The following is a 12,716-nucleotide window of genomic DNA, read 5'->3' as shown; positions in this document are numbered from 1 at the left end:
TATGAAATATGCGCTGGTAACCGGTGGTTCTCGTGGAATTGGCAAAGCCGTTGCCATTCAGCTTGCGAAAGACGGATTTAATATTCTGCTCAATTTTCATTCTAATTCAGAAGCCGCTGAAGCTACTGCAAAAATAATTGAAGAAACTGGTGTACAATGCAGCCTGCTTCCTTTTGATGTGAGCGATTTTGATGGCGTTTCTAAGGTCATTGAAAACTGGAAATCTGAAAATCGGGAGGCAAAAATTGAAGTTCTGGTAAATAATGCCGGAATTACCAAAGACGGACTTTTTATCTGGACCAGTCAGGAGGCATGGAATTCAGTGATAAAAACAAATCTCGACGGATTTTATAATGTTACCCAGGCGGTTCTGAAAGATATGCTGCGCAGCCGTTACGGAAGGATCATCAACATGGTTTCGCTTTCCGGTTTAAAAGGAAATCCCGGTCAGGTAAATTATTCGGCTGCTAAAGGAGCGGTAATTGCCGCAACCAAGGCTTTGGCGCAGGAAATCGCGAAGCGTAAGGTTACCGTAAACGCGGTGGCTCCTGGATTTATCAAATCTGATATGACCGAAAATCTTAATGAGGAAGAACTTCAAAAACTGGTTCCCATGAACCGTTTTGGTAATCCTGAAGAAGTGGCGAATCTGGTTTCTTTCCTGGCTTCCGAAAAATCGTCTTACATTACCGGTGAAGTGATCAATATTAACGGAGGATTATATTCCTGAATTTATGGCAGGATGGAAAGGTAAATCTCGCGGAACTCTTTTAGGCTTTAAGATCTACGTTTTTATTATCAAAAAACTGGGCCTGTACGCAGCCTATTTCGTTTTGCTGTTTGTGGCTGCCTATTTTATTATTTTTTCTTTTAATTCTACCAAAAGCACTTACTATCTTTTCAGGAAAAGGCTTAAATACAGCCTGGTATCTTCTATTTTGAATGTCTACTGGAGCTATTTTACTTTTGGAAGGATTCAGCTAGACCGGGTCGCGATTACTTCAGGCCTGCGCGATAAATTTACATTTGAATTTGACGGGGTGGAAAATATAGAAGCGCTGCTGGCACAAAAGAAAGGAGGGATTTTGCTAACCGCCCACATCGGCAACTTTAACCTTGCCAAACATTTTTTTTCTGAAAGACATTCAAATGCAGTGGTAAATCTTGTAGTTACCGATTTTGAGCACCGGCAAATAAAGAGTTATCTGGACTCCATAACCGGTAAATCTGAAGTAAAAATAATTGTTCTTAAGGAAGACCTGAGCCATATTTTTTTAATGAAAGAAGCACTTTCAAATAATGAGTTACTTGTTTTTGCCGCAGACCGTTACCTGAAACATTCCAAAATCTATAAGACTGAATTCCTGGGCGAAAAGGTAAAATTTCCGCAGGGTCCGTTTAAACTGGCGGCCAGGAATGAAATCCCGGTTTTATTCGTTCATTTGATGCGCGAGAAGAATTTTCACTATCATTTTTATGCCAGACCCTATAAACCTTCAAAATTTAGTGCACAGGAAATTTTAAAATCTTATCTTGAAGATCTTGAAAAAATGGTGAGAAAATACCCGCATCAGTGGTATAATTATTACGATTACTGGAACGATTTTAGTTAATATGTCAGAAAATTTACTTCAACATCCTATAACCGATCCCGAAGAGGTCAGGAAACTTATTCCGCAAAAAGATCCTTTTGTTTTTGTGGATACACTTTTTGAATACACTGCCCTTGAAGGCAAGACAGGCTTTACCATCCCCGGGGAAAATGTACTTCTTGATGAGAACAGGCTTTCTGAAAGCGGACTTATTGAACACATGGCACAAAGCATGTCCCTTCATCGCGGATATCGTGGTGTCCTGGCTGGAAAAGACAAGCCGGAAACCGGATTTATCGGTGTGATTAAAACCGTGGAAATTTATAATCTGCCTGAAATTGGCGAAACCCTTACCACTTATGTGGAAATTCTTCATGAGATCATGAATGTGACCTCGGTTTCGGCGCGTACCGAAAATGAAAGGGGAGAAGTCATCGCTACTTCCGAAATGAAAACTGTTAGCGTTGCATGAGCCTGATTACCCGCACAAAACTCAGCGTTCGTTTTCACGAATGCGATCCGCTGCAGATCGTTTGGCATGGGAATTACCTGAAATACTTTGAGGAGGGAAGGGAGGATTTCGGTAAAAAATATGGTATTTCTTACCTTGATGTAAAGGAAAAAGGGTTTTCAACCCCCGTTGTAAAATCGGTTTGCGAGCATAAACTACCTTTAAAATATGGCGATGAATTCGAAGTAGTTTCTAAATTTATCAACTCGAAAGCAGCGAAGATCATTTTTGAATATGAAATTTTTTGCCGGGACCAGCTTATCTGCAAAGGGGAAACCGTTCAGGTATTTACCGATGAAAAAGGCCTCGTACTTATGAATCCAACTTTTTTTAGCTCCTGGAAAGAAAAAATGGGAATCGAATAAATGATTTACAATTACCTTAGAGGCGACTATATTATTTCCCCGCTTGGTTTCGGGACAGAAAATAATCTTGCCGCTGTTCGCAGGAAAAAATCGGCTCTTGATCTTCAATTGGGTTCAAAATTTTTTCCGAAAGGATATTATGCCGGCATCATTTCCGAGGAAAAAACCGATGATATTTTTACTTCTTTAGGTGATCCTAAAGCTTACACGAAGCTGGAAAAGCTGATGCTAATTGCCATAAAAAAAGTGCTGGACCAACACCCGGAGCTGGACCAGACCGGTCTCGGACTTATAATTTCCACAACCAAAGGAAATATTGACCAGGCAGGCGAAGTAAATTTCCCGAAAGAGCGTCTTTTTTTATGGGGATTGGCCAAATTGGTCACTAAATTTTTCAATTTTGAACAGGATGCTATTGTTGTTTCCAACGCCTGTATTTCGGGAGGACTTGCAATTAAAGCCGCCGATGCCTTCATGAAAAAAGGCAAATTTAAAAATGTAATTGTGGTGGGAGGGGACCTTGTTTCAGAATTTGTGCTAGCAGGATTCCAGTCTTTACAGGCAATTAGTTCATTTCCCTGTAGGCCATATTCCAATGATCGTTCCGGAATAAGCCTGGGAGAAGCAGTGGTGGCTGTACTCGTTGGCCCGGACGAAGCTGAAACTGAAAAAGTAGCTTATATAGATGCCTGTACTGCTAATGATGCCAACCATATTTCGGGGCCAAGTCGAACAGGGGAAGGACTTTACCTAAGTATAGATCGACTTTTTCAGCGCAATAAAATTAAAGCAAAACAAATTGATTATTTATCGGCTCACGGTACCGCAACTTTCTATAATGATGAGATGGAATCTATCGCCTTTCAACGTGCAGGACTTCAGAATGTCCCTGTGAATAGCCTAAAAGCATATTTTGGTCATAGCCTGGGATCGTCGGCTTTGCTGGAAAGCATTTTCGCGAAATATTCCTTGCTGAACAACGAGCTTTTTACTTCGCTTAATTATTCTCAACACGGGGTTTCCCAGCCCATGAATATTATCCGGAAACATAAGAAAATAGAAATCAGGACTGTTCTAAAAACCGCCTCGGGTTTTGGAGGCTGTAATATCGCCATGCTTTTTAAGAAAATATCAGGATCATGAAAAAGCATTACATCAGGAGCTGGATTTCTTTGAAAAATGGGGAGGTTTTCCTCAACGGGGATAGTTTTTTTCAAAATACTGAAGAAATTGATCTGAACCATTTTCTGAAATCTCTTTACAGACATTTGAAAATTAATTATACCAAATTCTTCAAAATGGATGCCCTTTCAAAACTGGCATTTCTCGCCACCGAAGTTTTGTTCCTGCATCACCGGCCTGATAAGGAAACTGCGCTGGTGCTCTCCAATTCGGCTTCCAGCCTTCAAACCGATCTTGCTTTTTATGATTCTATGAATGGTTTTCCGTCGCCGTCATTATTTGTATATACGCTTCCAAACATACTTCTTGGAGAAATTAGTATCCGCCACAGTTTGAATTCTGAAAATATGTTTTTTATAAAGGAAAGCTTCGATGCGAATCTTATAACCGGCTATACTTCAGCGCTTTTTGAAGAAAGTAATAATCCCGAGGCGCTTTGCGGCTGGATTGACTTGCACAATGACGAATATGATGTATTTTTGTGCCATATCGCCCAGTCTGGCAGGTATGATTTTAATGAAGAATCTCTAAAGAAATTATATTCAACTTCCCATGAGTGACCTACATACTGAACTCAAAAAAAGTATTATTGAACAGCTAAACCTCGAAGATATGGAGGTTAACGATATTGAGAACGACGAACCGCTCTTTGGTGAGGGACTTGGGCTTGATAGTATTGACGCCCTGGAACTAATTGTGCTTCTTGAAAAAGACTACGGAATTAAACTTACCGATCCCCAGCAGGGAAAGGAAATTTTCAATTCTATCAATACCATGGCGGCTTTTATTGAAGAAAATCGCACAAAATAAAATATGAAAGGCATTGCCGTTACAGCCCTTGGAATAGTTTCTTCAATTGGAAACAATCTGAAAGAAAACCACCAATCGCTGAAAAATGGCAAATCTGGTCTTAGTTTTCCTGAAATTCTTAAAACCCGGCATAACAGCTTACCAGTTGGAGAAATTAAGCTTTCCAATTCGGAGATTGCAAGTTTGCTGAATTTGCCGATAAATCATTCCTATACCCGGGCAGCTTTGTTAGGTACCCTTGCAGTAAAGGAACTTCTAAAGAATTCAGGATATGAAAATTTTCCTGAAGAAACCGCTTTTATTTCGGGCACAAGCGTGGGGGGAATCGATGCGACCGAAAATTTTTATCGCGAATATTCGGCTGATTCTGAAAAAAACCGATTTATACAGGCGCAACATCCCGGTTTCACTACCGAAAAAATTGCCGAATATTTTAATCTTTCCAATTTTGTTACGACCATCAGTACAGCCTGTTCTTCTTCAGCGAATGCAATTATGGCTGGTGCCAGGATGATAGCTTCCCGCAAGGCAAAAAGGGTCATCGTAGGCGGAACCGATTGCCTTACAAGATTTACGCTGAATGGTTTCAATTCCCTCATGATCCATTCCGCGGAAAAAAACAGGCCTTTTGATGAAGATCGAAACGGCCTTAATTTAGGCGAAGCCGCTGCTTATCTTTTGTTGGAATCTGATGAGTTAGCTGAAAGTAGAAGCGTCCTGGGAAGAATCTCGGGCTACGGAAATGCCAACGATGCTTTCCATCAAACAGCTTCTTCTGAAAATGGTGAAGGCGCTTTCAGGGCAATTTCCAAAGCCTTAAAGAAAGCAGAAATATCGATTTCGGAAATCGATTATATCAATGCTCATGGCACCGGAACCAGAAATAATGACCTTTCTGAAAGTATTGCCCTAAAACGAGTTTTTGGAGAAAAGCTTCCGGCATTTAGTTCAACAAAATCTTTTACCGGGCATACTCTAGGAGCTGCGGGAGCTGTCGAAGCTGTTTTTAGTTTACTCGCTATTCAAAACGGGGAATTGTATCCAAACCTGAATTTTTCTAAAAAAATGAGCGAAACCGGATTTGCACCTGTTGCCGTTTTTAGGAACGCAGGAGTTAAAAAGGTTCTTTCCAATTCATTCGGATTTGGAGGTAATTGTACTTCTTTAATTTTTGAAAAAGATGGGTAGACTTTTTATAAATGCGATCGCTGCCATTTCCCCGCAACCTGAAGATGTTTTTGAAGGTGCCTCTATCATTGAGTATCACCAGAATATTTTACCGGCTCTGGACCAGGAGTATAAAGCTTTTATTAAGCCTATGCTTTTAAGAAGAATGTCTAAAGCGGTAAAAATGGGTCTGGTATGTTCAAAAAAAGTACTTGAAGAAGTTAAAATTGAGAAACCCGACGCGATAATCGTTGGCACAGGCCAGGGCTGTATGCAGGAAACCGAAAAATTCCTCGAACAAATTCTCGATAGCAATGAAGAACTTCTTAGCCCAACTTCTTTTATTCAGTCAACCCACAATACCGTCGCCGGTCAAATTGCTCTCAGTTTGAAGTGTTTTGGTTATAATATGACCTTCACTCAAAATTCGGCTTCTTTTGAAAGCGCTCTTGCCGATGCTTTAATACTGGCGGAAGATGAAAACTTTCAGAATTTACTGGTCGGCGGGGTAGAGGAAATCGCTGAAACCTCCACATCTTTTCAATATTATGATCATCAGCTGAAACAGCAGCAAATAAAAAATACAGATCTCTTCAAAGAGAATTCAGAAGGAACAATAACTTCAGAAGCTGCTGCTTTTTTCCTTTTAGGCAATTCGGCGTCTCCAAATACTTATGCTGCAATTAAAGATGTGAAAATTTTCAATTCGGTTGATCCTGAAAAAATCGATCGGAAAATAAAAGATTTCATATTAGAAAATGAGCTTTCCGAAGATGATATTGACCTGGTATTATTGGGAAAAAATGGGGATTCAAGGTACGATGGCTATTATTCAGGCGTAGAAAATCTGTTTTCTGAAAAACTTCAGCTTGCCTATAAACATCTGGCAGGTGATAATCACACAATTTCTTCTTATGGTCTATGGCTGGCTTCAAAGATCCTGAAAACCGGGAAAATCCCTGAAATCCTTAAACTTAATAGCGCAAAATGTAATTCTCCCCGGAATATTTTGCTTTATAATCAATATCTTGGCAGAAATCACGGATTAATTCTCTTACAAAGCATTGACCTATAAATTAATAAACCGCTTTAGTTTCCTGGCAGGCATCGCATTTCTGTTGCTTTTTTTGTTTAAAAACTGGCCTTTCTGGCCTGTAATTCTGGTGATCCTTGCTTACGCACTTTGTATGCTCGTGCTCTCCACGAATGTTCGCTTTAATTTTTTTGTCAAATCTTATAATTCCCGCAAAGATTTCACTGAAAAAAAGGTTGCCCTGAGTTTCGATGACGGGCCAACAACCATAAGTTTAGAACTTCTTGATATTCTTGATAAATTCAATGTAAAAGCAGCTTTTTTCTGTATTGGAAAGGAAATTGAGAAAAATCCCGATATTTTCAGGGAAATTATTAAACGAGGGCATATCGTAGGGAATCATACTTATTCGCATACAAAAAAAATGGGGTTTATCAGCAGTGAAAAGATCTACGAGGAAATTATACATTGTGATAAAGTGGCCAAAAAAATTGGAGGGGTTCAAATGAAGCTCTTCAGGCCGCCTTTCGGAATAATTAATCCGAAAACAAAAAAAGCTCTGCAAAGATCAGGGCATACGGTAATTGGGTGGAGCATCAGGCCATATGACGCGATTACAAAATCAAATGATGTTATCCTGAAAAGGATCACACGAAAAGTTAAATCTGGAGATCTAATCCTTTTACATGATAATATGCCTAAAACGCCAGCAATCTTGGAACAATTATTGGTACTTCTAAAACAACAAAACTTCGGCACCATACGTCCCGATAAATTATTTGAAATTGATGCGTATAATTAAAATTTGCCTTTTCCTCGCCAGTATTTCCATGTTTTCGCAGAATCCTTTATCGGAAAACGCTGAGAGTAATTTTAAGTCGGCTGTCGTTCGAAAAGCGAATAATATTAACAGTTTTTCCGCTGAATTCATCCAGGTGAAGCACATGAAAATGATGGATGAAAATCCACAGAGCAAAGGCAGGGTTTATTATAAATCGCCTAATATGCTGAAATGGGAATATACAGCTCCCTATGATTATCAGGTTCTTTTCAAAGATTCCAAGCTTTATTTACTGGAAAACGGAGAACTTTCAGAAGTTGATCTTTCAGGAAATAAACTCTTCGCCCAGATTGGTGAACTTATTGCCGGAAGCCTTAACGGAAAGATCCTTGAAGCCGACAAGGATTTCAGGATTAATTTCTTTAGGATAAATAATGAGATCAAAGCCCGAATTGTTCCGAATGAATCTCACCTAAGTTCCATGTTTAAGGAAATATGGCTCAATTTTGATGAAAATCAGCTTATAAAATCGGTACGACTTATCGATCCATCCGGGGACTATACTGAGATTTCTATGAAAAATATCGAAATTAATCAACCTATCTCACCCGCTGTTTTTCAAAACTGAAGTATATTGTGGTAAATTCATTTCAGAATGATTTTACAGAACTTTTACGAGCTTAAAGAAACCTCTTTTAAAGAAGGAAAAAACCATACCCGTCTTTCCATTAACAAAGATCACGAAATCTATAAAGGCCATTTTCCGGACCGCCCTGTAACTCCCGGCGTTGTTTTGATGCTTTTGTTCAAGGAAGAAGCTGAACGAATTTCCGGAAAAAAGCTCCAGATGCAACGTGCCAATAATGTAAAATTCATGGCTGTTTGTGATCCCACTACCGATGAAGAACTTATTCTGGAGACAGAAGCGGAAGAAGCTGGTGAATATGTAAAGCTTAAAGGAATAGCTAAGAACAATAGCGGTATTGTTCTTAAAATCAATTCTCTATACAAAATAAAATAAATTCAACCTAGCTTCCTGTGTTACTCTGTAAATAAATAATATTTTTGCAGATAGACTCTTTTAGATAATAGTATGCCGGTATTCCAGTCAAGGTTTGAGAAACTTAATTGCTGCGTTATTGTTCCTACCTATAATAATGCCCAGACCCTTGGCGGATTCCTTGAAGATCTTAAACTGTATACCAGCAATATTATCGTGATCAACGACGGTTCTACCGATGAAACTGCCAGTATTTTAGAAAATAATTCTGAAATTTCCTGTAAAACCCATCCCGAAAATAAAGGAAAAGGCACTGCCCTTAAAACCGGGTTCGCATTTGCAGAAGATCTGGGATACGATTACGCGATCACCATTGATTCTGACGGGCAGCATTATCCTGATGATCTTGATGTTTTTTTAACTGAACTGGAATCCAGGGATGAAAAGGATCCACCATTGCTTTTGGTGGGCGACCGGAATATGGGGAGTGATGGTATTCCGGGAAAAAGCAGTAAGGGCAACCGTTTTTCAAATTTCTGGTTTCTCGTGGTTACCGGTATTGAACTAAATGACACGCAAAGCGGTTATCGCCTTTATCCGGTAAAACTGGTGAATTCTTTAAAGCTTATCACCTGGAAATTCGAATTTGAGATAGAGATCTTAGTGAAAGCGGCCTGGAAAAAAGTGGAAGTTAAGAACATTCCCATCAAAGTTTTCTATCAAAAAGACGATCGAATATCTCATTTCAGGCCATTCTGGGATATTGTACGTATCGTTTTATTGTATATGTGGTTTGTATTGCTGAGTTTTTTCTATGTACATCCCCGCAATAAATATCAGGATTTCAGGAAAAAAGGTTTTCGCAAATTCTGGAAAGAAGATATCATCAAAAGCCAGGAACCACCGCATAAAAAGGCTGCCGCCATTGCTTTGGGAGTATTTGTGGGAATTTCCCCATTCTGGGGCCTGCACACCTTACTAATCTTTGTTCTTGCAGCGATTTTCAGGGTGAATAAGGTCATCGCTTTTCTGTTTTCGAATATCAGTATCCCACCGCTTATTCCTATTATCGTCTATGCAAGTTACCAAGCCGGATCGTTCATCTCGGGAAAAGGCTTTGACTGGGGACTCAAATTACAGCGATTTGAGAACGGGAATGATGTTTTTATGGGAGTTTGGCAGTATATTACCGGAAGTATCGCACTTGCAATTGTGACAGCAATTGGAATGTGGATTGTATTTTATTTTTTATTTTCGGTCTTTAACCAAAAGCAGGTGGTCAAACCTTAATGCATAAAGCCTTTTATAATATTTACAGCTTTCTTAAAAAGCGTCCTTATCTGGGGCTTGTTTTTGTATTAATTTACCTTGGTTTTATTGGTTTTTTCGCGTGGAATATCAGCCTGGAAGAAGATATCACGGCTCTTGTTCCAAGGGGAAAAGAACAAAAGAAACTTCAGAAGATCCTTTCCACTACCAATTTTTCAGATAAGATCATCATCGATATTTCTGCTCAAAATGATCAAATCTCTCCTGATTCCCTGGTTTCGTATGCCGATCATCTTACCAGCAGGATTGAAGATGAGCTTCCAAAATACATTAAGGATATCCGCGGAAAAGTTCCCGATGAAGACCTTAATGCCATATATACTTTTGTGTATGATAACCTCCCTATTTTTCTTGATAACCAGGATTATGAGGAGATGTCGAACCGTATTCAACCCGATAGCATTCGGGATTATCTTTCCCGGGGATACCGCCGTTTAATGGCTCCAACCGGCTTTTTCACAAAGAATTATTTTTTTAAAGATCCGCTTAATTTCACCAATCTCGGACTCGAAAAGCTCAGGGAACTTCAAACCGGTGATGATTTTGGGATCTATAATAATTATCTGATCAGCGAAAACAGAGACCATATTATTTTATTTCTGGACCCTGTTTATCCTTCCTCTGAAACAGGTAAAAACAAGATTCTCGTTAATAAACTTAATCAAATAACAAGTGAGCTGAATTCTGAATTCGAGGGGGTTCATTCTGATTATTTTGGAGGTGTTCTTTATTCCCTTGCTAATGCCGAAAGAATTAAAAAGGATATTATCTGGACCCTTGGTATTGCCTTTATTCTGCTTTTGGCGCTGCTGCTTTTTTTCTATCGGAAAATTTACGTGCCTTTACTTTTATTTCTTCCAAGTATCATTGGAGGCGTTTCGGCGATTGCCTTTTTAAGCATTTTTAAAGGAAGTGTTTCCGCCATATCTCTTGGGATCGGGGCGGTTTTATTAGGGATTAGTATCGATTACGCTTTGCATATTTTAACGCATTTTCGAAATAATACAGATGTCGAAAAGCTTTATAAAGATGTAAGTAGGCCAATCCTGATGAGCAGCCTTACCACCGCAGTGGCTTTTGCCTGTCTTTTATTCGTAAAAAGCGAAGCACTCACCGATTTGGGTATTTTCGCCTCGATAAGCGTACTGTTGTCTTCCTTATTTTCATTAGTACTCATTCCTTTGCTTTATAATCCTGCGGAAGAAAATTTGAAAAAAACTTTCCTGGATAAGATCGCGGCTAAAGATTATTCAAAAATAAAACCTCTTTTTTACGGACTAATAATCCTATTTTTAGGAAGTCTTTTCTTTTTCAGTAACGTAAAATTCAATAACGACCTTTCCAGCCTTAACTATCAGCCAAAGGAAATAAAGCAGCTGGAAGACAGTATCTCTAAAGTAGCCGGCAGATCTGAAAAAACACTTTACCTGGTGGCCTATGGGAATTCGGTAGATGACGCCCTGCAGGAAAATAACGAGCTTTACAAAAAGCTCCAAAATTTTAAAAATGAAGGATTAATTGAAAATTTCAGCAGCATTGGCGGCGTTATTCTCTCTACTAACACGCAAAATCGCAGAATTGAACACTGGAATACTTTCTGGACCGATTCAAAACGGGAAAGGGTTAAAGAAAATGTTTTAAATTTTTCTTCTGAATTTGGTTTTAAACCTAGAAGTTTCGATTGTTTTTATGATGAGATGAAAAAACATTTTTATCCCATCGATCTTGATGATTATCAAAAAGCGGGCTCCCTGTATCTCGATGATTTTATTTCAGAAAAGAATGGTTTTGCCACCGTGGTAAATACGGTAAGCCTTAAAGAAGAAAACGCCGAAAAAATTGAAAACGTTTTTCAAAACTCCAATGGAGTAGTGGCCATTGACCGCAAATTAATGAATCAGAGCTTTTTGGGCCATCTTCGTCAAAATTTCAATGAATTGATCGGATACTCCATAATCGCCGTTTTTCTGATCCTTTTATTGTTCTACGGCAACCTTGAACTCAGTCTTTTAACCTTGCTGCCCATAGCGGTTACCTGGATCTGCGCTCTCGGGATCATGTCGGTTTTAAATATTGAGTTCAATATCCTGAATATCATCATTTCAACCTTTATTTTTGGGCTCGGCCTTGATTACAGTATTTTTATTACCAATTCCTGTTTAAAAGAATATGAAACCGGTGAATTCGATTTAAAAACTTACCAGACATCTATCCTTCTTTCGGTAATTACCACGCTTTTAGGTATGGGAGCGCTCATATTTGCACAACACCCGGCTTTGAGATCCATCTCCATAGTTTCGATAATTGGTGTAATAATGGCGGTTTCTGTGAGTTTTATTCTTCAAAGAAGAATTTTTCGCGCCTTTCTTCTTGACAGGGCTAAAAAAGGAAAAGCTCCCATTTATTTGGCGAATATCCCGTATTATTTCAGAAAAGATATTTCAGAAACTGAAAAGCTATACCGCAAAAAATCCGTCCTCGATAATTATCATTATAAATCGGTGGAAGCCGGTGCGCGGAAGCATTTCAGACAGAACAGGGAGCTTTTTGTGCGCATCAGCCGGTATATCGAAGATGGTCAAAGCATAGGGATCATCAATTCCGGCCAGGGTGAATTAGCCTTGTTTCTGCACTATAAATTTCCGAATAGCAAGATCACCGGACTCGAAATTGAGGAGGAAAAAAGGCAAATAGCGGCAAATACACCAGCATCCTATATTTCTGATATTGAATTTACTGATGAGATTGAAAAACTTGAAGGTTTTGAGGTGTATATTGTAAATGCCGATTATGAAAATAAATCTGCTTTACGGGAACTGATCGGCAGGAATGCTAAAAAGGTCATTTTCGCCGACACCGAATTTCCATCGCGCTGGCTGCTTGATCTCAACTTTGAAATTATCTATCGTCAAAACAATATTCTCGTTTTTCAAAAAGCCGATTAGA

General features: G+C 39.1%; 14 protein-coding genes. All 14 read left to right on the top strand.

Going from position 1 to position 12,716, the window contains the following annotated elements:
* Position 1: 1 nt before the first annotated feature.
* On the top strand, positions 2 to 730 hold the full coding sequence (flxB, locus tag C7S20_RS14760; RefSeq protein ID WP_107013197.1) for a flexirubin biosynthesis SDR family reductase FlxB: 729 nt from the start codon (positions 2 to 4) through the stop codon (positions 728 to 730).
* Positions 731 to 734: 4 nt separating this feature from the next.
* Positions 735 to 1,613, top strand: a complete 879-nt coding sequence (locus tag C7S20_RS14755) for an LpxL/LpxP family acyltransferase (protein ID WP_107013196.1) — start codon at positions 735 to 737, stop codon at positions 1,611 to 1,613.
* Position 1,614: 1 nt separating this feature from the next.
* The gene (locus C7S20_RS14750) at positions 1,615 to 2,064 is read left to right on the top strand and encodes a hotdog family protein (protein WP_107013195.1); all 450 of its coding nucleotides are present in this window, start codon (positions 1,615 to 1,617) and stop codon (positions 2,062 to 2,064) included.
* On the top strand, positions 2,061 to 2,468 hold the full coding sequence (locus tag C7S20_RS14745) for an acyl-CoA thioesterase (protein ID WP_107013194.1): 408 nt from the start codon (positions 2,061 to 2,063) through the stop codon (positions 2,466 to 2,468). Before C7S20_RS14750 ends, C7S20_RS14745 begins: the two co-directional genes overlap by 4 nt.
* Positions 2,469 to 3,611 (top strand): beta-ketoacyl synthase N-terminal-like domain-containing protein, encoded by a 1,143-nt coding sequence (locus C7S20_RS14740; RefSeq protein WP_107013193.1) that lies wholly within the window; start codon positions 2,469 to 2,471, stop codon positions 3,609 to 3,611.
* On the top strand, positions 3,608 to 4,210 hold the full coding sequence (locus C7S20_RS14735) for a 3-oxoacyl-ACP synthase (RefSeq protein WP_193510770.1): 603 nt from the start codon (positions 3,608 to 3,610) through the stop codon (positions 4,208 to 4,210). The genes C7S20_RS14740 and C7S20_RS14735 overlap by 4 nt, the downstream gene beginning before the upstream one ends.
* Entirely contained in the window at positions 4,203 to 4,460 is a 258-nt protein-coding gene (locus C7S20_RS14730; RefSeq protein WP_107013192.1) for a phosphopantetheine-binding protein, read from the top strand. Before C7S20_RS14735 ends, C7S20_RS14730 begins: the two co-directional genes overlap by 8 nt.
* Before the next feature lie 3 nt (positions 4,461 to 4,463).
* Positions 4,464 to 5,648: a beta-ketoacyl-[acyl-carrier-protein] synthase family protein gene (locus C7S20_RS14725; protein WP_107013191.1), complete on the top strand. Its 1,185-nt coding sequence runs from the start codon at positions 4,464 to 4,466 to the stop codon at positions 5,646 to 5,648.
* On the top strand, positions 5,641 to 6,702 hold the full coding sequence (locus C7S20_RS14720; protein ID WP_107013190.1) for a beta-ketoacyl synthase chain length factor: 1,062 nt from the start codon (positions 5,641 to 5,643) through the stop codon (positions 6,700 to 6,702). Before C7S20_RS14725 ends, C7S20_RS14720 begins: the two co-directional genes overlap by 8 nt.
* Positions 6,692 to 7,462, top strand: coding sequence for a polysaccharide deacetylase family protein (locus C7S20_RS14715; RefSeq protein WP_227009019.1), 771 nt, complete (start codon positions 6,692 to 6,694; stop codon positions 7,460 to 7,462). The genes C7S20_RS14720 and C7S20_RS14715 overlap by 11 nt, the downstream gene beginning before the upstream one ends.
* Positions 7,449 to 8,069: a flexirubin biosynthesis/transport protein LolA2 gene (gene lolA2 / locus C7S20_RS14710; protein ID WP_107013189.1), complete on the top strand. Its 621-nt coding sequence runs from the start codon at positions 7,449 to 7,451 to the stop codon at positions 8,067 to 8,069. Before C7S20_RS14715 ends, lolA2 begins: the two co-directional genes overlap by 14 nt.
* Positions 8,070 to 8,096: 27 nt before the next feature.
* Positions 8,097 to 8,462, top strand: coding sequence for an ApeI family dehydratase (locus tag C7S20_RS14705; RefSeq protein ID WP_107013188.1), 366 nt, complete (start codon positions 8,097 to 8,099; stop codon positions 8,460 to 8,462).
* A gap of 72 nt (positions 8,463 to 8,534) precedes the next feature.
* Positions 8,535 to 9,731, top strand: coding sequence for a DUF2062 domain-containing protein (locus C7S20_RS14700; protein ID WP_107013187.1), 1,197 nt, complete (start codon positions 8,535 to 8,537; stop codon positions 9,729 to 9,731).
* Positions 9,731 to 12,715 carry an MMPL family transporter gene (locus tag C7S20_RS14695; RefSeq protein ID WP_107013186.1) on the top strand — a complete coding sequence of 995 codons (2,985 nt, stop codon included), beginning with the start codon at positions 9,731 to 9,733 and terminating at the stop codon, positions 12,713 to 12,715. The genes C7S20_RS14700 and C7S20_RS14695 overlap by 1 nt, the downstream gene beginning before the upstream one ends.
* Position 12,716 lies beyond the last annotated feature (1 nt).

The organism is Christiangramia fulva (assembly GCF_003024155.1).
Taxonomy (GTDB): domain Bacteria; phylum Bacteroidota; class Bacteroidia; order Flavobacteriales; family Flavobacteriaceae; genus Christiangramia; species Christiangramia fulva.
This window is presented reverse-complemented; position numbering and strand designations above follow the sequence as displayed.